We start from the raw sequence: 21,434 nt of genomic DNA, 5'->3' as shown, positions 1-21,434 counted from the left end.
AGAGACTTTTATGTCCGCCAAAAGCAATCGCCGCTATCGCATCGCGTCTATCCCTGGTGACGGCATCGGCAAGGAAGTCATTCCCGAAGGGCTCCGCATACTCGAAGCCGCAACCAACCGGTTCGGCTTCGAGCTTGAAATTGATACCTTCGAATTCGCTTCCTGTGACTATTATCTAAAGCACGGGCGAATGATGCCAGAAGATTGGCAGCCGCAGATCGAAGGCCATGATGCGATCTTCTTCGGAGCGGTCGGATGGCCAGCGACCGTGCCGGATCACGTGTCATTATGGGGTTCGCTGATACAATTCCGGCGGGCGTTCGATCAATATGTCGGCCTGCGTCCGGTTCGCCTGATGCCCGGCGTATCGTCGCCGCTGGTCGGACGCAGCGCGGGTGATATCGACTTCGTCGTCGTTCGCGAAAACACTGAAGGAGAATATAGCTCGATCGGAGGTCGCATCTTCGAGGGCACCGACCGAGAAACGGTGATCCAGGAGACTGTAATGACGCGGACCGGCGTCGATCGCATTCTGCGCTATGCTTTCGAGCTCGCCGGTCGCCGCAACCGCGGGCATGTCACGTCGGCGACGAAGTCCAACGGCATCTCGATCTCGATGCCCTATTGGGACGAACGTGTTGCAGCGATGGCGACGCAATTTCCAGACATTACTTGGGACAAGTTTCATATCGATGCCCTTGTCGCGGAATTCGTGCTTCGGCCCGATCGCTTCGATGTGGTGGTGGGATCAAACCTGTTCGGCGATATCCTTTCCGATCTCGGACCGGCGTTGACTGGAACAATCGGCATCGCGCCATCGGGCAATATCAATCCGGAACGCATCCACCCCTCGCTATTCGAACCGGTGCATGGTTCTGCGCCGGACATTGCCGGACGGGGGGTTGCTAACCCGGTCGGCCAGATCTGGGCGGCGGCTTTGATGCTCGATCATCTCGGCGAGGCCGACGCTGCCGCTGCGATCCTGCGTGGTATCGAACATGGCCTGTCGGATCCGCGCCTTCGTACGCGCGACCTCGGGGGAAGCGCTGATACGATCGCGGCTGGCAAGGCGATCGCCGCTACCCTCGGTTAAACGGAGTCAGCGGCGTCCGGCGCTGCCTGCTGGGAGGCCCGCGTCCAGAAGGCTTCGACCGAAGGGCTGCGGCGGGCGCGCAGGCGAAACAAGCGTATCTGGATCGGCACGTCCCAGCTTTCATCACCCGCCCGCACGAGATGCCCGCTGTCGATCGCATCTTTCGCGAGGGTTAGCGGAAGCCAGGCCATGCCGAGTCCGTCTCGTGCCCAACTGAGCAGCATGCTCGCCAGATGCGACCGGAATACCGGCTTCAGCGCCGCGCCGCCATCGATGATACGATTGGACGCGGCGAGGATGCGTCCCATGCCCGATTGTTCGTCGAATTCTAGCAGCGGTAGCGGATCGCTCGCTACGCCCGGAAGCACGTGAAGCGGCCTCCCGTCGTCGGCGACCGGAGATAACGGCACCAGAACATCCGTACCAAGATCAATGGAGATGAACCCCGCCGCATCCAGCCGGTGATTGGCGGAGGGGTGATGATGACACAGAAGCAGATCGGCGCGGCCATCGAGCATCAGGCGTTCGCACCCGACCATATTGTCCGCGACCAGGCTGATCGTGTTGTCGCCGCGCTGCCCTTCGAACCGACGTAGCCAGCCCGGAAAGAACGTCATCGATAGTGCGTGCGTCGAGGCGAAGCGGATGGTGCCGGCTTGTCCCGCATCGATCTCGCGGGCGGCAGCGCGGCCGGCTGCGAGGCGGCGGAGCACGTCCTGTGCGGCCGCGACCAGCGCGTCCCCAGCAGGGGTCATCGCGATCCGGTGCGTGTCCCGGTCCACTAGGGTTGCGTCGGTCCAGTCCTCCAGTCCTTTGATTCGGCGGCTGAAGGCCGGTTGACTAAGATTGCGCGCTCTAGCCGCGCGCGAGAAATTGCCCTCCTCGGCAAGTTTCAGCAGATCCTCGAGCCACGCAGTTTCCATCGATATGTCCTGGCGCATCATTTGATGACGAAGCGGCATTGGCCACGACTGTTGGCCCTTCCTAGAATGATGCTGTATCCAGTTCGAGGCCTTAGATCATGTTTGCTCCGCGTACCCTGTACGACCGCATCGTCGACGAACACCGCGTGATGGCGCTGAACGATGTGGTTGGCCCCGGTGAGCAGATGCTGCTCTATGTCGATCGCACCGTGCTGAACGAGTATACCAGTCCTCAGGCATTTAGCGGGCTGCGCGATGCGGGGCGCCCGGTGTGGCGACCTCAGGCCGCGTTGGGGGTGGTTGATCACGTCAACTCCACTGCGCCTGACCGGAGCAGTGGCGTCGCCGATCCAGACGCGCAGCGGCAAATCGAGTATTTCGCGCAGAACGGCCGCGATTTCGGCATCGAGATGTACGACGTGCTGAGCCCGCGCCAAGGGATCGAACATGTCGTGCTTCCTGAATTGGGCTGGATCATGCCCGGGCTCGTGATCGCAGCGGGTGACAGCCACACGACCACCTATGGCGCGTTCGGGGCAATAGGATTTGGGATCGGAACATCCGATATCGAGCATCTCCTTGCTACCCAGACGTTGCGCTATACCCGGTTGAAGACGATGCGCGCGACAATCGAAGGCGTTCGACCGCCGGGCATCACGCCGAAGGACATCGTGATGGCCCTGATCCGCAAAATCGGAGCCGACGGTGCGGCAGGGCACGCGCTGGAATTTGTGGGCGAAGCGATCGCCGACCTCGAGATCGAGGGGCGGATGACGATCTGCAACATGGCGGTGGAATGTGGTGCGCGCGTAGCGTTCATGGCGCCCGATGTGAAGGTGTTGGCCGCCATCACAGGCAAGCCCAAGGCGCCGAGCGCGACGGTGCTCGAACAGGCATGGGGCAAATGGACGACACTGCGCAGTGATCCTGGCGCGCAGTTCGACGGCGAGGTGAAGCTATGCATCGACGAGATCGCGCCGATGGTGACTTGGGGCACCAGTCCGGATCAGGCCGTAACCATCAACGACACGGTGCCCGATCCTGTTGAGCTCTTCGCCGACGCCCGCGCCGGTGCCGAGCGCGCTATCGCCTATATGGGCCTGAGGCCGGGTATGGCGCTTTCCTCTGTGCCGATCGACCGTGCGTTCATTGGATCATGCACCAACGCCCGGCTTTCTGACCTGCGCGAGGCCGCCGCAATTCTGAAGGGCCGCAGAGTCGCCGCAGGCGTTCGCGCGATGGTATCGCCTGGAAGCAGCACGGTCCGGCGCGAAGCGGAGGCGGCGGGGATCGACCGGATATTTCGCGAGGCCGGTTTCGAATGGCGACAGTCCGGTTGTTCGATGTGCCTGGCGATGAACGATGACGTGCTCGCGCCGGGCGAGCGGTGCGCATCGAGCACCAATCGGAATTTTGAAGGGCGGCAGGGCAAGGGCGGCCGAACCCATCTCATGAGTCCAGCCATGGTCGCTGCCGCCGCAGTGGCGGGGCATCTGGTCGATGTTCGAACCTTCGCAGCGGAGCAGGGGCAATGATCCCGTTCGTTCACGAAAGGGGCGTCGCCGTGGCGATGCCGGCGGCCAATATTGATACCGATGTCATCATGCCTAAGACATTTCTCAAAGGAACCGATCGGTCAGGACTCGATCGCGGGCTGTTCCACGATCTGCGGTTCGACGATGCGGGCGATGTTCGCCAGGACTTTGTCCTGAACCGGCAAAGCAACGTGCGTTTCCTGCTTGTCGGCCCGAACTTCGGATGCGGATCGTCGCGCGAGCATGCGGTCTGGGGCATGTTGCAATATGGCATCCGCGCGATCATCGGCACCAGCTTCGCCGGTATCTTCGCAGACAACGCGAAGAACAACGGGCTGTTGCTCGTGACGCTGACGCCCGAGGCATTGACGCCGCTGGTGGCCAGGGCCCAGGCCGCACCGGCGATCCTCGCAGTCGACCTTGAAAATCGTAAGATCACGATGAGCAACGTTGCGCCGCTGGGCTTCGAGATCGATCCGGCCCGGCAGCGCGCACTCATGCTGGGTCTCGACCAGATTGGCGAGACATTGCAGGAAGCCGAGCATATCTCGCGGTTCCAGGAAATCTACCTAGCGAACAACGCTTGGCTCGTGGAGACTGCGGCATGACGCCAGTCATCGGCCATCCGGACATCCTGCCCGGTTTCACATGGTATGATATCAACGCGAACGGCATCCGCATTCGAGTCGCCACGGCGGGCGAGGGGCCGCCGCTGCTGATGCTGCACGGCCATCCGCAAAACCACCTCACTTGGCACAAGGTCGCACCCAAGCTCGCCCAGCACTTCACGGTCGTCTTGGCTGACCTTCGCGGCTACGGCGATAGCGACAAGCCAGAGGGTGGCGCGGACCACGTCGTTTATTCGAAGCGCGCAATGGCCGCCGACCAGGTCGCGGTGATGAAGGCGCTGGGTCATAACCGCTTTCGCGTCGTCGGCCATGATCGTGGCGGTCGCGTTGCGCACCGAATGGCGCTCGATCATTCAGACGCCGTCGATCGGATCGCTGTCCTAGATATCGCCCCGACGGCGACAATGTATGCGCGTACCGACATGGAATTCGCGCGACGATACTTCTGGTGGTTCTTCCTCATTCAGCCTTACCCGTTGCCCGAGCACCTTATCGCAGCGGATCCAGACTTTTTCCTCGACCGTCATCTGGCCGGTCAATTGAAAATCGCGGGCGCTTCCGACCCGCGGGTGCTCGCCGAATATCGGCGGTGCTACCGAGATCCGGCGACCCGCCATGCGATCTGCGAGGATTACCGCGCCGCTGCGGGTATCGACCTGAGGCATGATGCGGCAGACGCTGAGGCTAGGATCCATGTACCCCTGCTGGCATTGTGGGGCGGTCTCGGTACCGTCGGGGCGCTATACGATGTCTTGGAAACATGGCGTGAGAAAGGGTCGGACGTATCAGGGCATGCGATCGAATGTGGGCACAGCCCTCAGGAGGAGGCGCCGGACGCCTTGATTGCCGCTCTCATGCAATTCTTAAACTGATTCCGACTCAGAAGCTTTTGGTCTGAGGAAGCCGCGCAAGAGTGCTGAGTGACTGGTGAGGGTCCCCCGGTTTCTCATCCAACCTGAAGGTGAGTTTCCGGCGTTCATTCGGCTGCCTTTGCGGCCGCTGCAGCAGCATATTCGACCGGCGTCATCCAGCCAAGCGATGTGTGAGGACGGCTCTCGTTATAGTCCCGTCGCCAGGCCTCGATCTTGGCTCGGGCGTCGGTCATGGACAGGAACCAATGCGCGTTCAGGCACTCGTCGCGAAGGCGGCCGTTGAACGACTCCACGAAGGCATTGTCGGTGGGTTTGCCCGGTCGGCTGAAGTCCAGCGTGACGCCGTTCTCGTACGCCCAGCGGTCGAGCGCCTTCGAGATGAACTCCGGACCATTGTCCACGCGAATGGTCTTGGGCACGCCGCGGATAGACGAAATCCGTGCCATCGCGGCGACGACCTGTTCGCCCTTGATCCCCTGGTCGACGTCAATCGCCAATGCTTCGCGGGTGAAGGTATCGACGACGGTCAACGCTCGTGACCGCCGGCCATCGAACAGGGCGTCCGAGACGAAATCCATCGACCACATCTCGTTCGCCGCCAACGCCGCGGGTTGCCGTTCGCGGTTCGCAGCGCTGACGTTGCGTCTTGGTTTCTTGAGTCGAAGGCTCAGTCCATCATTCCGATATAGTCGATAGACGCGTTTGTGGTTCACGACCCATCCTTCCCTGCGTAGCAGGATGTAGATCCGGAAACAGCCGTAGCGCGTCCGCGTTGCCGCCAGATCACGGATGCGCATCACCAGCGGTGTCTGATCCGGCCTGTGCGAAATGTAGCGCACCGACGACCGCTCGACGCCCAGCGCCGAGCAACTGCGCCGTTCGCTTACAGCATGGGACGCCTGGACGTACGCGACGAGTTCGCGTCGTCGTCCAGGCGTCAGAGCTTGTGGGATGGTCCGCCCCCTTACGGTTTGGACGAGTCGGGTGCATCATAAGCGCCATCATATCGAGGAGGACCGTCATGACAGAAGTAGCAGTGGTCGGCATCGACATTGGCAAGACCTCGTTTCACCTGATCGGCTTGGATGTCGCGGGATCCATCCAGTGGAAGAAGAAGCTTAGCCGATCTCAACTGATGCGACATATGGCGGCGCTGCCAAGATGCTTGGTTGGCATGGAGGCGTGCTGTGGTGCCCATCATCTCGCTCGCGAGCTGTCAGCGCTAGATCATGACGTTCGATTGATGGCGCCTCAGTTCGTGAAGCCGTTCCTCAAATCCAACAAGAACGACTACCTCGATGCCGAGGCGATCGCCGAAGCCGTTCAGCGACCGACTATGCGGTTCGTACCGGCCAAGTCTGTTGAGCAACTCGATTTACAAGCTCTGCACCGGGTACGTGAACGGCTCGTTAGCAGGCGTACCGCAGTCATCAACCAGATCCGCGCCTTCCTGCTCGAGCGAGGCATCGTATTCCGCGCTGGACGTCAGCACATGGCGCGCGAAATGCCCTTGCTGTTCGTGGACGAGCGCTCGACGCTCTCATCGCGCATGCGCACCCTCCTGCAGCGGCTCTGGGAGGAATGGCAGACGCTCGACCAAGATATCGCCGCGGTGACGAAGGATGTGGAAGCGATTGCGAAGACAGATGAGGCATGCCGTCGGCTTCTCGCCATTCCTGGTGTCGGGCCTCTAGTGGCCACAGCGCTCGTCGCGGCCGTGGCCGACGGTACGGGCTTTAAACGGGGGCGTGACCTCGCGGCCTGGCTCGGGCTTGTCCCACGACAACACTCGACCGGCGGAAAGCCGAAGCTGCTCGGCATATCCAAGCGGGGCAACAGCCACCTTCGCCGGCTTTTCATTCACGGTGCTCGGTCGGCGAGCATGCATATGAAACGCGAGCATGGCCTTGGGCCTTGGCTCGACCAACTGGAAACAAGAACACACAAGAATGTCGCGGTCGTCGCGCTGGCTAACAAGATCGTCCGGATCAGTTGGGCAGTGCTGGCACGTCAGGAAGAGTATCGGCCCCCCATGCCGATCGCCGCCTGACGCTCTAACCGCAACACCCAGGTCTGCAGCACGAGGAGTGATGGCAAACAGTCGATGGCGATACGGTCCAAGCCTGAGCAAAAATGCAGCCGTCAAAGGCTGAACCAGCTTGTTAGGACGACCGTGCGCGTATCCCATCATGGCCAGGGATCGAGATGTCCCACAAACAGGCCGGATACATTTACGCAGACTGTGCAGCCTATCGCGTTTCATGCTTGCCAGACGGGGGCGGACCATACATTTTTTGCCAGAACGTCCTGCAGGATGTGCTTGTCCAGGCTCAGGTCGGCAACCAGCTGTTTCAGCTGCCGGTTCTCGTCCTCGAGCTGCTTCAGGCGCCTCAGTTCGCCGACGCCGAGACCGCCGTACACCTTCTTCCAACGGTAGAACGTCTGCTCTGAAATCCCCATCCGCCGGATGACTTCGGCCACCGGCGTACCGGTTTCCGCCTGCTTCAACGCGAAGGCAATCTGCTCGTCTGTGTACCTAGATTTCTTCATTTCCAGCTCCTTGCCCGAAGGCTTCTCAAGGCCGGAAAACTCTCGCTCAAATTGGACTAAAAAACAGGGGGGACGTCAACACTACCGGGGTTGCGGCGGTGCCGACCACAACTCTGCGTCGTCAACGTAAGCGCGCTTAGTGCGTTTGTCATATAGACACAGTTTAGACAGCGAGGAGCCGCGGGTACGATCCGACACAAGCATTGCAACCTTACCAGCCCGATCATCGAACCCTACAATAGTCGAAGCGCGAAAATTACGGATGCCGCTTTCTGCCACACATGCGCGGGTGACTTGTAGGTTGAATGCTCGCCAAGCATTATCGCTCGACGCACTCGCTTGAGTTGCAGACCCCGTCAGCACGAAGCCGACCGAAGCAAAAAGAAAAGCTATTTTCATCGATATATCCTGCCATTCTATCTCGTGACAGTGCCGATATAGGTTCGTACATGAACGAAAGATTGGCTGGATCCTCTGATGCAAAAATTGTGATTTTCGCATCAGGTAAGAGAATCCTGCTGGTCCGACTGCGGTAGCTGAGGTGCCGACAAGGCATGCATGTTCGGGCCGCCTTCGATGGAACGCTGACCATCGGCGTTAACTAATTGCTCGCCGGGTTCTGTCATACCGGCGTGATGCGCTTGGCAACGATCACGAACTGGGCTTACGGCGTGACTGTCGCGCTGACCATCGCCTCCGGCACGATGATGTTGCTGGCATCTTCGGCGCAGCAGGACGAGCGTGCGGCAGTCGGCCAGCGTTACGCACTCGACCACGCGACGGCGGCGGTCGAAGACGATGTGCTGGCGCTCAGTGAACTGGCGCGTCAGTTCGCGATAGGTGGAAATGAAGCGGACCTTCTCGCCTATCAGAGAACCCGTGCCGGCTTGGCCTCCTTGGAGACGCGGACGGGGCATATTCGGGATGCAGGTGCCGGTGAGGACGAGCTTCGCGTGTTGCAGGAAGCGCTGGGCTGGGCGGATGCCCTGCAGGCGCAACAACAACAAGCAGTTGCGTTACGGCACCAGGGAGACCCGAATTCGGCGGTACGCATTCTATTCGCGCCAGAATACGAACGCGAACTTGACCGCTCGCGGGCCGCGGTGGAGCGCTTCCAGTACCGCCTCGACCAACGCACGGGCGATAACCTGCGGGCGGCGGAACGAACCGCTCGGCATTGGCGCACCGCATCTGAGGTAATGCTAGGTGTCACCGGCCTGGTGTTCCTGTTTGTTCTGTATTTCGTGTTTCGCAGGCGGGTGCTGCATCCGGTGGTCAAGCTAAGCGACGTGATCGCCCGCCTCGCCACACAGGATTATGACGCCGAACCACCGCAATACGACCGTATCGACGAGATCGGCGACATGGCCCAGGCCCTGCGTGTGTTCAGAAAGAATGGTATCGAGCGGCAGCGGCTGGAGATCGAGCGTGATGCCGATCGTGCGGTCCGGGACCTCCTGTCCCGCATGACCCAGCGGATGCAGGGATGCGACACCCTTGCCGAGCTTGAGAATGTTGTCAGCCGGTTCGTGCCGGAGGTTGCGCCGAGCCTGGCAGGTCGACTGTACCTGCTCGACATCAAACGCAACGTCTTGGCCGAGAAATGTTCCTGGCGGGATCCAGTTCATTCAGCCGCTGAGTTTTTCCCGCTGGCATGCTGGGGCCTGCGCCGGGGCATAGCACACCGACCAACGGGTGACGCCTTCGACGTACCTTGCGATCACTTGGTAGGCGATCACCTGCCCGACAGCCTGTGCCTTCCATTGACCGGCCAGCAGGGCGTGCTCGGCTTGCTCTACTTCGAACGAAGCACCTCGGCTGTCGATAAGGTTTTGAATGACGCCTATTTACTGATGATCGCCGAGAACGTCAGCCTGGCTTTGGACAACCTCCGTCTTCGTGAGGCGCTTCGTTCGCTCGCCATGGTGGACCCCCTAACCATGCTCTCCAACCGGCGGCACCTGGATGAGGTGCTCGCTCGCGAGTTCGCGGAGGCCTAGCGCAAAGGCACCTCCATCTCATGCGCCATGATCGACATCGATCATTTCAAGCATTTCAACGATGAACACGGACACGATGCCGGAGACGCGGTTTTACGAGCCGTTGGACAGACGCTCAAGGAGGCTGTCCGGGATGCCAATCTAGTGTTTCGCTATGGCGGTGAAGAGTTCTTGATGCTTTTGCCGGGCATGGACGCGGGCCCGGCGTTAGAGCGGGCAGAGGAGATCAGGAGCCGTGTTGCTGCCCTACACGTTCAGCACGAGGGCCGGGACCTTGGTCCGGTCACCGCTTCCATCGGTCTCGCCTGCGCACCCCTGCACACCGAGTGGCAAGCGTTGGTGCAGACGGCCGATGCTGCCTTGCTCCGTGCCAAGCGGGCTGGACGCAATCGAGTGCAGATTGCCGTAGCAAGAAAGAACCAATCTGCGGCATAATCGCGTTCCGGGGAGAGGCGATCCAAACGAGGACAGGCGCTGATCCTACGCTTAACAACGACAAGTTTTTCACGAAAAAGGCGGATGATTCTGGAGATCTTTGCGACAACAGAGCGGTACAGGAAGGCGCTAGCCGCAACTCCCTTTTGCGTTATGACGCGGCAGAATGGCAAGAGAAGGGCGGGTAGCAGCTAGACTTTTCTGCTTACTGCCCTGATGCAAAATATTGATTTCTGCATCAAGATTTATCAGATTTGCTAGATACCTTGGCATTGATTTGGGCACATATCGACTTACCGGCACGAAATCGTACCGCTGCGAACTCCCTCCTTAGAAAATTCTCCCCCGTCCGAGGGTTCCGAGCGGTTCGCTGAGCATGGTGGCTTAGAAAGAAGCGTCCAAAACCGCGTAGTTCAACGTCGCCCCCATCAACAAGGCGCTCCGTAATGGCGTCAAATAGCTTCTCTACCATAGCCCGACATACTGGGCCTAGTAGGTCTGGATTCAGTAAGGCTATGCGTTGAATAAGGTCACTTTTACGCATTCGGCCTCCGCTGCCCACAGAGAGGCAACGTATCGTCCCTGGCAGGGATCGTCACGCCCTAGCTCGCACCATGCATCAGAAGCGGCGTTGCAAAAGGGACCCCTTTTGCAACGCGGCCCGTGTCAGCTTCGATTCTCGAAATAGGATCGATTTGGGAATGCTCCGGGCTTCTCGACCACCCTTCCTAATCGGGAACGATGCTATGGCGAACCGCCATCGCCAGCGCGCGCACGACCGCGCTCGTAGCAAAGTCCGAACAGATCGGTTCCTTTGAAAACCATCGCTGGTAGAACAGCGGACCAACCACCAATGCGGTCATCTCAGCAGGGGTAACCCCGGCCGGGAAATCTCCTCGCGCCTGAGCGCGCTCGGCGACCGTCAGAAATGGCGTCATCAACGCGGCGTGAAGGGTGGCGTGAAGCGTCGCGACTTCAGCGTCGCGCTCCGCCGCGTCCATGATAGAGGGCAAGATAGCGGGCCATTTCGCCGAACGAAGCTGCTCGGCAAGGTCGGTAACAAGCGCGTCGAGGTCTCCCTTGAGGCTGCCTGTGTCTGGGACCTCGGATGGCGAGCCAATCGTCGCACACGCGGTAAGCAACAGCGCCGATCGGGAAGGCCAGTGACGGTAGATCGTCGTCTTCGAGACGCCCGAACGCCGCGATACTTCATCCATGCTGACTCCGCCAATGCCCCCCTCGGATAGCAAGGCGTATGTCGAAGCGAGCACAGCCGCTTTTGACCGCTGAATACGCTTGTCGATCGCCTCCGCCATGTCAGCTGTTCTCCCAATGCGCTTCTACTTGACTCGTAACAGGACTGTACCGTATCGTATTACCAGGCGGAACAGTATCGCTATCCGCAGTTCCAGCGCAACGCGAAAGGCAGCATCCGATGAAGCTCGCATCGACCAGGATAGTCACGAAGGACGTGCCGGGGATGGCCCGGTTTTATGAAACCGTCACCGGCGTTGCTCCGGTTGGGAATGACGATTTTGTCGAGGTTCGCACATCGGGCAGCGTTCTCGCGATCTGTAGCGAGCGCTCGGTTGCAAAGGACAATGCCCGCGCAGCGGTCGCCCAAGAGAACCGTTCGGTGATCCTGGAGTTTGAGGTTGAGGACGTTGACGCCGAACGGGCGCGTCTCCAACCAACTATCGGGGAATGGGTATTGGAGCCGACAACACAGGCATGGGGCAATCGGTCGATGCTGTTCCGCGACCCTGACGGCAATCTAATCAACTTCTACACGCCCCCGAAGCGGAGGTCATCGCATTGAATGTACCGTAAACAACGGTAGCGATCCGGTTTGCGCGAATGACCGTCCACTTGCGACCTGTTAGAAGTATTCGCCTACCATTTTCTCGCTCCTGATCCACAACGCTTTGGCGTGCTCGGGATCAAGAGCGTAGCTTCGGACGCCAAATCCTTCCGTAGGATTGTCGTTCACGTCGGCAACGTGACAGTCTTCACAGTAGCGACCAGCAACCTCATCCGCGGCAGCGATGAGCCCCGCCCAGACAGCTGTCGCCGCGCCTTGCTCGACTGTCTTCCACTGGAAGGCAGTAGCCGCAGCTGGCTGATCCTCGATCATCTTGCGGGTGGTTTCGGTAAGCACGGCGCCAGGGTGGACCGCCGTGGCGCGGACACCCCCGGCCTGGTGACGCCGGTCAAATCCGACCGCGAACAAGATCGTTGCCGTCTTGGATCGGCGATAGGCCACCAAAGGATCGTAGGGCGTACGCTCGAAATTGGGATCGTCGAGGTGGACATCGGCCCCGCGATGACCGGCCGAGGCGACCATGACGAGCCGCCCGCCGGGATTGATCAGGCTCGCAATGCGGTTGATGAAGACGAAATGCCCGAGGTGATTGGTTCCGAACTGCGTCTCGAAGCCGTCGGCGGTCGTCCCTTGCGGCAGCGCCATCACCCCGGCGTTAGCGATGACGACATCGAACTGCTGGTCCGCCTTTATAAGACTGTCGGTGCACGCTCGAATGCTTGCCAAGGAGGCCAGGTCGAGTTCGATCAAATCGAAGCCACCGCCCGGTGTTGTCTGAGCGCGGACCAGCTCGGTCGCTCGCCGCGCCTTGCTCAGGTCACGCGCAGCGCCGACCACATGAGCCCCGTGTGCTACCAGCACACGCGCCGTCTCCACGCCAACTCCGGAAGAAACACCGGTCACCAGCACGCGCCGGCCACGCAGATCGGCTTCCTCCAGCACCTCGTCCGCCGTGGTTGTTGCGCCAAATGATGAGAACATCGAATTTCCTATGATAAACAATGCCGCTAAGGTCCGAGCTGGGCTGATAGCGGGAGGTTATTAGATATCAGAGCCGTCGCATTTCTCCGCCACGACGGACGCCAGCCACTGCCATCTCACGATAGACTGTCGCGCGCCCAAGCCCGAGTTGCCGCGCTGCGTCTGTCGGCGACACCCCGTTTTCTACGAGCTTAAGAGCTGACGCCGCCTTGTCCGGGTCAAGCGGCCGCCGCCCCGGCAGCTTGCTCTTGGCGCGCGCGGCCGCGATGCCGTCCTTGGTGCGCTCGGCGATCAACCGCCGCTCGAAATGCGCGATGGCTCCAAATACGTGGAAGACGAGCTCGCCGGCGGCTGACGACGTATCAATCTTCTCCTCGAGGCTGAGTAGCGCAATATCGCGCTCCTTCAACGCGGTCACGATGGCCAGTAGCTCACCGAGCGAGCGGCCGAGCCGGTCGAGGCGCACGACTGCCAGCGTGTCGCCCGCACGCGCATAAGCGAGCAGTTCGGTCAAGCCGGGACGATCCATCGACTTACCCGAGCGCACGTCGGTGAAGACCTTGATCGCGCCTGCCTGTTCGAGCCGCATCGTCTGCCCGGCGACGTCCTGATCGCCGGTGCTCACCCGCGCATAGCCCAAAATGCCGCTCAACCTGCGTCTCCCAACCGGCCGTTCTGTCGACGCCGGCGTCTTCCGCCATTTCGACCGCCAAACCCGTCCAGCAACTACGTCCCCTTACACTGTCCTGTCCATGATTGACGACAACTTTTTCTAGACGTCAAAGGGGTGAGTCATGGGCCGACGTGATCTGCCGACCGACGACGAGCGCCGCGCGCTTTGACCGTTTTTATCAGCAACGCTGGATAAATATCCGCAATCGGGATGCAGCCAGCCAAACGGGAACGGCCGATTTTGGGTGTTTTTGTCCGATCCGACATTCTCGATATCGATCCAGAGCGTGCGTAAACTCGCGGTCGGTTAGATAATGGGCGCGTGAGCGGCTTCGACGACGAGCTGGGCGCGCATATGCGCCAGATCGAGCCATCAGGCCGATAACGACTGGTAGTGGAGGCGAACGCGGATTTATCGACCGCGCGGAGCGGGTATTCCGAGCGAAATCAGGCCCGAACGGCCCGTATCATCCCCGGCACGCCGATGATGGTGATAGCCCGTCTGAGATTGTAGGCGATCGCGGTCAGGCTGAACTCGGCGCGCACCTTTTCGAGCCCGCGCATCAGGAATGCGCCCTGGTTCATCCATTGTTTGATCAAGCCGAACGGATGCTCGACCGTCTCGCGCCGCACCGCCAGTATATCCGGGCGGGCGGCCAGTCGCTCCGCCATGCGGTCGAGCACCGCCTCGTTCTCCCAGCGGTTGATGCGACGGTAGCGTCCGCCGGTACAGCGGGCCTTGATGGCACAGGCGGCGCAGGCATTCGGGTTGGAGTATTGCACAGTGACATGCCCGCGCACGACGGAGTTGTAGCGGGTGTCGAGACGCTGCCCGCCGGGGCAGCGATACGCGTCTTCTGCGGCATCGTAGTGGAACCGCTCCTTGGGGAAGTGGCCGTTGCTGACTGCGATGCCCCGCTGGGGACGTGCGACGTAAGGCGTGATGCCGTTCTCCTCGCACGCTTCGATGTCCTCGCCCTTATAGTATCCCATGCCTGCCACGGCATCGATACGCTCGACGCCGAGCAAGGCCTTGGCCGCGCCAGCGGTTTGGGCCAGCAGGCCGAGGTCGCTGCCAGCGTTGGTGACGTGCTGCTCGACGATGAGCTTGTGCTTCGCATCGACCGCGACCTGCGCATTGTAGCCGACGGTCGTCTTGCCATGCGTCACCATCGCTCGCGCGTCGGAATCGGTCAGCGAGATCTGGCTCTCGCCGCTGGTCTTCAGCTGGTCCAGCATCGCCTCGCTGACCTGGCGCCGCTCACGCACCTTGGCGATCTTGGCCGCAAGCGCCTCGGCAGGTCCGCTCCCGGCGTCATCCTCGCCGCGGTCGATATCGTCCAGTTGCGTCAGATATCGCTCCAGCCTCTAGTCGGCCGACTTGAGGTACGTCTCCAGTTTCGCCCGTGTGAAGTTGCGGGTCTGGCTGTTTACCGCCTTCAGCCGCGTGCCATCCACCGCCAGCAATTCTCGCCCGAACAGATCTAGCTTGCGGCACAGCGCCACAAACGCACGGAATACCGTCTTGAACGCCGCTCGGTTATCGCGCCGAAAATCAGCGATGGTTTTGAAGTCAGGCCGCAACCCGCGCAGCAGCCAGACCACCTCGAGATTGCGGATCGCCTCTGCCTCCAGGCGCCGGCTCGATCGCACCCGGTTGAGATAGCCGTACAAATACAGCTTGAGCAGATCGCCCGGATCAAAGCCTCGCCGGCCCGTCGCCTTCGGCCGAGATCGAAGGAAACCAGCCTCACCCAGGTCGAGATCGTCAACGAAGGCATCGATGAACCGCACCGGATTGTCCGCCGCCACGTAATCCTCGACCAACGCCGGTAAAAGCAGCGCCTGTTCGCGCGCATGACCCTCGATATCTGCCATCGCCAAAGCATACACCCGTCAGCATACCGAGGGAATCAGGCAAACGAGTTTTCGCACACTCTGGATCGAGTTTCGGGAACGATGTTCAAGTAAGCAACGGGTCCGGCCAAGCGCGCAGCAAGGCATCGGCGACGCCAGAGAGAAGCGCGCGCGAGGCCCCATCCCGGGCCATGACAGACAGGCCCTGCACCATTGTCACGACCAGCGTAGCGAGCGCAGTCGGGTCCGCTTGGTCTGGTAACGTACCGTTCGCCACATCTCGTTCGATGCGGGCTTGCAGACGGTCACAGATCGCGCGCCTATAACCAGCCACGACAGCCTGCACGTCGGACGACGCTGCCGAGCCGCTGGCAGTGGCGCTGGCCAGCAGGCAGCCGGGGGGCGTGGCCTCACCGGTGAAAACGACGACGGCACTCGTCAGCAGCATGGCGGCTGCATCGCGGGCGGTGGCCGCCCCGTCGATCGCCTCCCGGATCGCCTCGGGATCTCCGGCATATCGGCACGCCGCCTCTAGGAAGAGCCGCCGCTTGTCGCCGAAGGCGGTGTAGAGGCTGGGGGCCGTGATCCCCATGGCGCGCGTAAGGTCGCTGATCGAGGTCGTCTCGTAGCCGTGCCGCCAGAACAGCAGCATCGCCTGTTCCAGCGCCGCGTCGCGATCGAACGACAACGGCCGACCGCCCTTGCGCCGCGCCGACGCTTCCATGTCAGTTTCCATAGCGATCGTTCCGAAACATGTTGACCTGACCCGATCACACTAGCATGGGTTCCGTATCGAACGCTACGAAAGAGATGTCATGTCCCTCACCGACTTCCGCACGCTCGGCCGCTCCGGCCTCGTAGTCAGTCCGCTCGCACTCGGCACGATGACCTTCGGACCCGGTGAATGGGGGACGGACAGGGCGACGGCGCGTGCGATCTTCGATGCCTATCGGGATGCGGGCGGCAACTTCATCGACACCGCCGACATTTATTCGGGTGGAGAGAGCGAGAGGCTGGTCGGCGCGTTCATCGCCGAGACGGGCGCGCGCGACGACGTAGTTCTGGCAACCAAATTCGGCTTCAACGGATCCGCAAGCCCGCTTGCAGCCGCGCAAAGCGGAAGGGGTAATCCGAACGCCGGGGGCGCGGGGGCGAAGAATATCCACCGTGCGCTGGATGAGTCCCTAAAACGGCTCGGGACGGACTATATCGACCTGTACTGGATGCACGTCTGGGACGGGGTGACGCCGGTGGAAGAAATCGTCCAGACCCTGGGCGACCTCGTCCGAGTGGGCAAGATCCGCTATTTCGGGCTCTCTGACATGCCCGCCTGGGTAGGTTGCAAGGCGGCGACGATCGCGGCGGAGCGCCGCATCCCCGGCCCGGTCGCGATGCAGCTGGAATATTCACTGGTCGCGCGCGACGTGGAAGCCGAACATTTCCCGGCGGCACGCGAAGGTGGCATGGGCATCATGCCGTGGAGCCCGCTGGCGGGAGGCTTCCTGTCCGGTAAGTACCGGCGTGACGACACGTCGGGCACCGGCCGGCTGAGCGGCGCCAACCCGTTCGGGGACAGCAAGTTCGTCGACCGGAACTGGGACATTCTCGACGCCGCGAAGGCCGTCGCGGCCGAGGTCGGCCGGCCGGTCGCGCAGGTTGCGCTGGCCTGGACCCTAGCCCGGGCGGGCGTCGCCTCGACACTGATAGGGGCAAGCAAGGTCGCGCAGCTCGAAAGCAATATCGCCGCGATCGAGATCCGTCTCGACAACGAACAGCTACGGCGCCTCGATGAGGCAAGCGCACCGGTTCCGGGGTTCAGCGCCTCGCTGACGTCGCGTGGCCTTCGGCGCATGGTTTTCGGAGGTCGTGATGTGACCGGCTGGGGCGAGTAGCATCTACGCCCACCCCATGCGGCGATCGCCATTGAGGCAAGCCAACCTTCTCGATTAGGAACGGCTGAGGAGAAGGCGTCGGAGTTCTCGAGATCGATGATCTTTCGAGACAAGAGCGTCAGCCCTGGACGCGAGTGTCGTAGCTCTGTTGATGTTGCCGTATCTCAGCCATGCTCGCGGTCGTCCACGTGAACAAGGCGGCGAACGGCTCGTGCAGGGAGCGACCGAGCGGTGTCAGCGCATATTCCACCCCCAGCACGCGGCCGTCGATTATAGTGCGGGCGATCATGCCGTTGCGTTCGAGCTTGCGCAGCGTGTGAGTAAGGACACGCTGCGTCACGCCTTCGAGCCGCCGCTTGATGGCGTTGAAGCGCTGCGGCTCGCGGTGAAGAACGGCTAGTACCATCATGGACCATTTGTCAGCGATTTGATCGAGGATGACCCTGCTCGGACAGTCGGACCGGAACTCGAAATATCCGTCGGGAAGTGCGGTATCTTTGACCATACCAAGGATGCTCAATGTGCGTAATTGATGCCAAGTATGGAATGTATACCTTGTGTCAACGCCTGGAGCAAATCGCTCCTCCCATACGCCACAAGGATTCTCATGACAGAGTCGACCTATACCAAGTTGCGCGTCACGCGGCAGGACCGAGTGGCCACCGTCACCATCGACAACCCGCCAGTCAATATTCTTGACGTGACACTTATGGGCGAGGTTCGTCGCTTTCTGGCTTCAATGCACAATGATCCAGACACTCGCGTGATCGTCTTCGAGAGCGCCGATCCCGAGTTCTTCATTGCTCATGTTGATATGACGTTGGGGGAGCAGCCCGAAGCCTTGAATGAGTTGCAACGCGACGTGCCTGAAAACCTCAACCCGTTCCAAGCCTTCGCCGAGGCGCTACGCGCACAGCCGCAGGTGACGATCGTCAAATTGGCCGGTCTTGCGCGCGGGGGCGGTGCGGAGTTCGTCTTGGCAGCCGACATGGCGTTCGCCGCAGAAGAACGCGCTGGGTTAGCGCAATGCGAAGCGCTGATGGGCATCATTCCGGGTGGGGGCGCTACCCAGTATCTGGGCCAGCGAATGACACGCGGCCGTGTGCTCGAAGCGATCCTGGGGGCCGACTTGTTCGACGCCAAGACTGCCGAACGATACGGCTGGATCAATCGCGCGCTGCCGGCCGACGAACTGGACGGCTTCGTCAGCCGCATCGCCGCCAACATCGCGGCGCTGCCAGATGGCATTATCACTGCCGCGAAGCGCGCCGTGCCGCATGCCGCTCCCGGCGACGGCTTCACGCGCGAAAGCGAAGGCTGGATGGCACTTGTTTTCCAGCCGGCGGTCGGCCAACTCATGGCGAACCAGCTTAAGGCGGGTGCGCAAACGCGCGACGGCGAGCGCGACCTCGAAAGCTTGCTGCGCGGCGTGATCGCACGCTCCGCCTGAACCAAATGCCGAGTGGTGCTACGACACCGGTCGGGCCTTCCTGATTGGGAACGGCGATCGAGAAGGCCGGGGCGTTCCCAAAAGGATCCTATTTCGAGAATCGAAGCTGACACGGGCCCCGTTGCAAAAGGGGTCCCTTTTGCGATGCCTGTTGTAGGGTGTAGCGCTAGCGTAGGCGTGACGATTGCCGTCAAGCGCGATAGGATGTCTGTAAGTCGGCGAGGGTCAAAATGCGTAAAAGTGAGCTTATTCAGCGCATTATCAGGCTGAATCCAACCCTCCCAGAACAGTTATGCCGGGCATCGGTAGAGAAGTTCTTTGGCGCTATCACTAATCGCCTCGTGGATGGCGGCAGCATCGAACTACGCGGCATCGGCCGCTTCTTTCTGACACAGTATGCCGAGCGGACCCTTCGCAACCCTCGGACTAGTGGGACCTTCGTGAAGGAGCGGTCTGCAACGATACGATTTCGTGCGGGTAAGCCTATGTGTGCCCGACTAAATGCTGATCGACATAGACCTCTTACTAAACCTGGCCATTCATGATGCAAAGATCTTTTTACTCGGCATTCACACGGTGCCTGCAGATCACTCGTCACAACATCAGCATTTCACCACTTTCTCGCTGTTAAACTTTGACCAGTCCGGACATTGGACGGTCACTCGTCGTCTGGGCGAATAAGCCGCGCCGACACGCTCCGGATCAAGCGCGAGGCTTTCGGCAGCAGCGCCTGCGATAAGCGCGTCAAGGGCGTTGGTCGGCCGTAGGTCACGCGTCTGGTAGAGTTTCGAGGGCGCAAGGCCCGGCCAGTCCGAAACCACTCGGCCGCCCCTGACGGCACCCCCGACCAGCATAGCGACGGATCCTGTGCCGTGGTCGGTGCCTCCGGTGCCATTGACTGCCACGGTGCGCCCGAACTCTGTCGCCACCAACACCGTGGTGTTCGCCCATGCGGGTCCGAGACCGTCGCGCATCGCCGCGAGCATCGCGTCGAGGTTTGTTAGTTGGTTCGCGAGCCGGCCCTTCTGAGCATTGTGAGTGTCCCACCCCAGCGTTTCGAGCATGGCAACCCGGGGACCATTCGGTTTGGTGAGGAAACTGGCCGTAAGGCGACCCAGGCTCGCCGGATCCTGACCGGCACTTGCGTCTGCGGTCAGGCCTTTGGTTTCCAGTGCGGCCGACCAGACCGGGTGAAGCTGCGGATCGGCATCATAGAGGGCAGTGACACGTGTCATCAGATCGTCCGCCGCGTGTGGCAAGGCGGAGGGCGCGAAGGATGCGACCTGCACCGATCCGCGCAACGCGGTCGGCACAGTGGCAGCGATCGCGATCGCCTCGTCGCTCGATCGTGGCAGCATCGTCACCAGCCGATTGAGCCAACCGTCGCGGACGGCGTATGGCTGCGCACCGCCGGTTTCCAGGACGTTCTGTCCGTCGAAATGCGATCGGTCGCAATAGGGCGAGGCGACCGCGTGGACAAAGAGCGCCTGTCCTTGGCCATACATTTTAGCGACTTCGGCGAGTGCCGGGTGCAGCGTGAACATGGTATCCAGCTTGGTGCCTGCGGCATCTCCGATCAGCCCACCACGTAGGCCTGCAAAAGCCGGGTCACCGGTCGGCCGAAGGATGTCGAGACCGTCAGCGGCGCCACGCTGGATGATGAAGACGAAGCGGCGGTCGGTCGGCACGGTCGCAAACGCTACGCCAGGCGCGACGAACACCGCGCCTGCTCCAAGCGCGGCTGTCGACAGAAACTGACGGCGAGCGAGCATCGGATCATCTCCTCAGGAAATCGGGCGAGACCAGCATCAGCGCGAGCGCGCCGGCCGGGCTTTCGGAACGAGCGATCTGGTCAGCCGTCGCCTTGCTGAGCGATGCCGGCATGATCTTCGGCGCCAGGACGCGCGCATCGATGGATTCTGCTAACGGCGCCGCCAGCCGTTGTGCCAGCTCTACCCGGCGCAGAAGGGCATTCGACCCCGCCCAGCTTGCTGCGACATCGTCCCAGCCTGCCGGCGCCCCCGGCTTCCAGACCCGCTGGCCGAGTTGGGTCTGCAAAGCGGCGATCTGCATCTGGCCGACCTCACGACGCCCGACTCCTCGAAGCGACGAGATCGTCCATTCCCAAGGCGTCTTGAACTTGGTCGGCGTCGCGACCCACGCCTCTGGGGAGGCGATCAGGGCGCGATAGACCGTCGGCAGGTCGCCTTTGCTGCTGGTGAAGCTTTCCGCAAGCCGTGCGATCATCGCCACTGGCGGCTCGTCACCGGCGAAGTGGCGCGCCAGCTTTGTGGCTACGTGAGTCGCCGTGGCGGGCGAATGCGCAAAGTCCATTAGCGCCGCGCTCGCTTGCGCCTCGCCGTCCTGCGTGTATCGCTTCCCGAGAATGGTCCGTACACCGGGCTCGTGCTGTGCGGGCCTGAACGCGAAGTTGCCAGGGTCGCCGATTCCAGAAGCGCCGCCCAAGCCACCGACCGTCCATCCCGTCAGCGCGCGCGCGAACTCTGTAACGTCGGCCTGTGTGTAGCCCGAGCGTACGCCTAGCTGTTTGATCCCACGGTTTGATGGTGCGATCCTTTCGTTGGAATGGAAGGAAGCCATATGGGACAGGTACGTCACGGGAGCGCCACGACCACGCACGCCGTCAGAGCAGCAATACAGCGATCGCAAGCTTCGCTCTCGGCGCTGAGCCGAGAGCTTGGAATCAACCCCAAGACGGTAGC

20 protein-coding genes and 4 pseudogenes are annotated in these 21,434 nt (G+C 61.4%); 11 read left to right on the top strand and 13 right to left on the bottom strand.

Annotated features, from left to right (window positions below; translation table 11 throughout):
• The first annotated feature begins 10 nt into the window (after window positions 1-10).
• Window positions 11-1,093, top strand: coding sequence for a tartrate dehydrogenase (locus tag RI03_RS21775; protein ID WP_010219936.1), 1,083 nt, complete (start codon window positions 11-13; stop codon window positions 1,091-1,093).
• Here RI03_RS21775 and RI03_RS21770 read toward each other — a convergent pair.
• Window positions 1,090-2,055, bottom strand: a complete 966-nt coding sequence (locus RI03_RS21770) for a LysR family transcriptional regulator (RefSeq protein ID WP_202949397.1) — start codon at window positions 2,053-2,055, stop codon at window positions 1,090-1,092. The two genes, RI03_RS21775 and RI03_RS21770, sit on opposite strands and share 4 nt — an antisense overlap.
• 59 nt (window positions 2,056-2,114) lie before the next feature.
• Here RI03_RS21770 and leuC point away from each other — a divergent pair, with 59 nt between their 5' ends.
• From leuC to RI03_RS21755, 3 genes are read left to right on the top strand one after another with little or no spacing between them, the layout of a single operon-like run.
• Window positions 2,115-3,551, top strand: coding sequence for a 3-isopropylmalate dehydratase large subunit (leuC, locus tag RI03_RS21765; protein ID WP_010219933.1), 1,437 nt, complete (start codon window positions 2,115-2,117; stop codon window positions 3,549-3,551).
• Window positions 3,548-4,159, top strand: coding sequence for a 3-isopropylmalate dehydratase small subunit (leuD, locus tag RI03_RS21760; RefSeq protein WP_010219932.1), 612 nt, complete (start codon window positions 3,548-3,550; stop codon window positions 4,157-4,159). Before leuC ends, leuD begins: the two co-directional genes overlap by 4 nt.
• Window positions 4,156-5,052, top strand: coding sequence for an alpha/beta fold hydrolase (locus RI03_RS21755; protein WP_010219931.1), 897 nt, complete (start codon window positions 4,156-4,158; stop codon window positions 5,050-5,052). Before leuD ends, RI03_RS21755 begins: the two co-directional genes overlap by 4 nt.
• A gap of 104 nt (window positions 5,053-5,156) precedes the next feature.
• Here the strand turns inward: RI03_RS21755 and RI03_RS21750 are convergent.
• Window positions 5,157-5,999: pseudogene (locus RI03_RS21750) on the bottom strand (IS3 family transposase); the annotation flags it as partial.
• Window positions 6,000-6,073: 74 nt separating this feature from the next.
• Here RI03_RS21750 and RI03_RS21745 point away from each other — a divergent pair.
• Window positions 6,074-7,102, top strand: a complete 1,029-nt coding sequence (locus RI03_RS21745; RefSeq protein ID WP_010219929.1) for an IS110 family transposase — start codon at window positions 6,074-6,076, stop codon at window positions 7,100-7,102.
• A gap of 236 nt (window positions 7,103-7,338) precedes the next feature.
• Here the strand turns inward: RI03_RS21745 and RI03_RS21740 are convergent.
• A pseudogene (locus RI03_RS21740) lies at window positions 7,339-7,602 on the bottom strand (transposase); the annotation flags it as partial.
• A 635-nt stretch (window positions 7,603-8,237) separates the two neighbouring features.
• On the opposite strand from RI03_RS21740, the pseudogene RI03_RS21735 reads away from it, so the two are divergent.
• Window positions 8,238-10,037 (top strand): annotated as a pseudogene (locus tag RI03_RS21735) (diguanylate cyclase).
• Window positions 10,038-10,275: 238 nt separating this feature from the next.
• Here the strand turns inward: RI03_RS21735 and RI03_RS23255 are convergent.
• Both RI03_RS23255 and RI03_RS21730 read right to left on the bottom strand, forming a co-directional pair.
• Window positions 10,276-10,581, bottom strand: coding sequence for an HU family DNA-binding protein (locus tag RI03_RS23255; protein ID WP_010219927.1), 306 nt, complete (start codon window positions 10,579-10,581; stop codon window positions 10,276-10,278).
• A gap of 184 nt (window positions 10,582-10,765) precedes the next feature.
• Window positions 10,766-11,353 (bottom strand): TetR/AcrR family transcriptional regulator, encoded by a 588-nt coding sequence (locus RI03_RS21730; protein ID WP_010219926.1) that lies wholly within the window; start codon window positions 11,351-11,353, stop codon window positions 10,766-10,768.
• Window positions 11,354-11,472: 119 nt separating this feature from the next.
• On the opposite strand from RI03_RS21730, the gene RI03_RS21725 reads away from it, so the two are divergent.
• On the top strand, window positions 11,473-11,856 hold the full coding sequence (locus RI03_RS21725) for a VOC family protein (protein WP_010219925.1): 384 nt from the start codon (window positions 11,473-11,475) through the stop codon (window positions 11,854-11,856).
• Between the two features lie 60 nt (window positions 11,857-11,916).
• Here the strand turns inward: RI03_RS21725 and RI03_RS21720 are convergent, their stop codons facing one another.
• From RI03_RS21720 to RI03_RS21705, 5 genes are all read right to left on the bottom strand, one after another.
• The gene (locus RI03_RS21720) at window positions 11,917-12,840 is read right to left on the bottom strand and encodes an SDR family NAD(P)-dependent oxidoreductase (RefSeq protein WP_010219924.1); all 924 of its coding nucleotides are present in this window, start codon (window positions 12,838-12,840) and stop codon (window positions 11,917-11,919) included.
• A 67-nt stretch (window positions 12,841-12,907) separates the two neighbouring features.
• Window positions 12,908-13,492 (bottom strand): recombinase family protein, encoded by a 585-nt coding sequence (locus tag RI03_RS21715; protein ID WP_026046978.1) that lies wholly within the window; start codon window positions 13,490-13,492, stop codon window positions 12,908-12,910.
• A gap of 467 nt (window positions 13,493-13,959) precedes the next feature.
• The gene (locus RI03_RS24405; protein ID WP_202949396.1) at window positions 13,960-14,781 is read right to left on the bottom strand and encodes a transposase; all 822 of its coding nucleotides are present in this window, start codon (window positions 14,779-14,781) and stop codon (window positions 13,960-13,962) included.
• Window positions 14,782-14,880: 99 nt separating this feature from the next.
• Entirely contained in the window at window positions 14,881-15,390 is a 510-nt protein-coding gene (locus RI03_RS24400; protein ID WP_202949395.1) for a transposase, read from the bottom strand.
• A gap of 85 nt (window positions 15,391-15,475) precedes the next feature.
• A complete protein-coding gene (locus RI03_RS21705; RefSeq protein WP_010219922.1) occupies window positions 15,476-16,105 on the bottom strand; it encodes a TetR/AcrR family transcriptional regulator in 630 nt (209 codons plus the stop codon).
• Between the two features lie 79 nt (window positions 16,106-16,184).
• Here RI03_RS21705 and RI03_RS21700 point away from each other — a divergent pair, with 79 nt between their 5' ends.
• Complete coding sequence (locus RI03_RS21700) at window positions 16,185-17,261, top strand: aldo/keto reductase (RefSeq protein ID WP_010219921.1); 1,077 nt, start codon at window positions 16,185-16,187, stop codon at window positions 17,259-17,261.
• Window positions 17,262-17,379: 118 nt separating this feature from the next.
• On the opposite strand, the gene RI03_RS21695 is transcribed toward RI03_RS21700, so the two are convergent.
• A complete protein-coding gene (locus RI03_RS21695; RefSeq protein WP_010219920.1) occupies window positions 17,380-17,766 on the bottom strand; it encodes a winged helix-turn-helix transcriptional regulator in 387 nt (128 codons plus the stop codon).
• Window positions 17,767-17,868: 102 nt separating this feature from the next.
• Here RI03_RS21695 and RI03_RS21690 point away from each other — a divergent pair, with 102 nt between their 5' ends.
• Both RI03_RS21690 and RI03_RS23250 read left to right on the top strand, forming a co-directional pair.
• Window positions 17,869-18,711, top strand: coding sequence for an enoyl-CoA hydratase/isomerase family protein (locus RI03_RS21690; RefSeq protein WP_010219919.1), 843 nt, complete (start codon window positions 17,869-17,871; stop codon window positions 18,709-18,711).
• Window positions 18,712-18,941: 230 nt separating this feature from the next.
• A complete protein-coding gene (locus tag RI03_RS23250; protein ID WP_010219917.1) occupies window positions 18,942-19,256 on the top strand; it encodes an HU family DNA-binding protein in 315 nt (104 codons plus the stop codon).
• Between the two features lie 57 nt (window positions 19,257-19,313).
• On the opposite strand, the gene RI03_RS21685 is transcribed toward RI03_RS23250, so the two are convergent.
• Window positions 19,314-20,483, bottom strand: coding sequence for a DUF1501 domain-containing protein (locus tag RI03_RS21685; protein WP_138995810.1), 1,170 nt, complete (start codon window positions 20,481-20,483; stop codon window positions 19,314-19,316).
• Between the two features lie 4 nt (window positions 20,484-20,487).
• Window positions 20,488-21,312 (bottom strand): DUF1800 family protein, encoded by an 825-nt coding sequence (locus RI03_RS21680; RefSeq protein ID WP_081504333.1) that lies wholly within the window; start codon window positions 21,310-21,312, stop codon window positions 20,488-20,490.
• Here RI03_RS21680 and RI03_RS23920 point away from each other — a divergent pair.
• Window positions 21,313-21,434, top strand: a pseudogene (locus RI03_RS23920) (IS481 family transposase); the annotation flags it as partial.

It is taken from the genome of Sphingomonas sp. PAMC 26621, assembly GCF_000251145.1.
Lineage (GTDB): Bacteria > Pseudomonadota > Alphaproteobacteria > Sphingomonadales > Sphingomonadaceae > Sphingomonas.
The sequence above is the reverse complement of the archived record's forward strand: the minus strand, read 5'-3'. Positions and strand labels throughout refer to the sequence as shown.

Bases quoted from the DNA above. Each gene is read 5' to 3' on its own strand.
- RI03_RS23250 (WP_010219917.1), top strand. From the start codon at position 18,942: ATGCGTAAAAGTGAGCTTATTCAGCGCATTATCAGGCTGAATCCAACC.
- RI03_RS21685 (WP_138995810.1), bottom strand. From the start codon at position 20,483: ATGCTCGCTCGCCGTCAGTTTCTGTCGACAGCCGCGCTTGGAGCAGGC.
- RI03_RS21730 (WP_010219926.1), bottom strand. From the start codon at position 11,353: ATGGCGGAGGCGATCGACAAGCGTATTCAGCGGTCAAAAGCGGCTGTG.
- RI03_RS21680 (WP_081504333.1), bottom strand. From the start codon at position 21,312: ATGGCTTCCTTCCATTCCAACGAAAGGATCGCACCATCAAACCGTGGG.
- leuC (WP_010219933.1), top strand. From the start codon at position 2,115: ATGTTTGCTCCGCGTACCCTGTACGACCGCATCGTCGACGAACACCGC.
- RI03_RS21700 (WP_010219921.1), top strand. From the start codon at position 16,185: ATGTCCCTCACCGACTTCCGCACGCTCGGCCGCTCCGGCCTCGTAGTC.
- RI03_RS21725 (WP_010219925.1), top strand. From the start codon at position 11,473: ATGAAGCTCGCATCGACCAGGATAGTCACGAAGGACGTGCCGGGGATG.
- RI03_RS21720 (WP_010219924.1), bottom strand. From the start codon at position 12,840: ATGTTCTCATCATTTGGCGCAACAACCACGGCGGACGAGGTGCTGGAG.
- RI03_RS21695 (WP_010219920.1), bottom strand. From the start codon at position 17,766: ATGGTCAAAGATACCGCACTTCCCGACGGATATTTCGAGTTCCGGTCC.
- RI03_RS21775 (WP_010219936.1), top strand. From the start codon at position 11: ATGTCCGCCAAAAGCAATCGCCGCTATCGCATCGCGTCTATCCCTGGT.
- RI03_RS23255 (WP_010219927.1), bottom strand. From the start codon at position 10,581: ATGCGTAAAAGTGACCTTATTCAACGCATAGCCTTACTGAATCCAGAC.
- RI03_RS21745 (WP_010219929.1), top strand. From the start codon at position 6,074: ATGACAGAAGTAGCAGTGGTCGGCATCGACATTGGCAAGACCTCGTTT.
- leuD (WP_010219932.1), top strand. From the start codon at position 3,548: ATGATCCCGTTCGTTCACGAAAGGGGCGTCGCCGTGGCGATGCCGGCG.
- RI03_RS21755 (WP_010219931.1), top strand. From the start codon at position 4,156: ATGACGCCAGTCATCGGCCATCCGGACATCCTGCCCGGTTTCACATGG.
- RI03_RS24400 (WP_202949395.1), bottom strand. From the start codon at position 15,390: ATGGCAGATATCGAGGGTCATGCGCGCGAACAGGCGCTGCTTTTACCG.
- RI03_RS21690 (WP_010219919.1), top strand. From the start codon at position 17,869: ATGACAGAGTCGACCTATACCAAGTTGCGCGTCACGCGGCAGGACCGA.
- RI03_RS21770 (WP_202949397.1), bottom strand. From the start codon at position 2,055: ATGCCGCTTCGTCATCAAATGATGCGCCAGGACATATCGATGGAAACT.
- RI03_RS21705 (WP_010219922.1), bottom strand. From the start codon at position 16,105: ATGGAAACTGACATGGAAGCGTCGGCGCGGCGCAAGGGCGGTCGGCCG.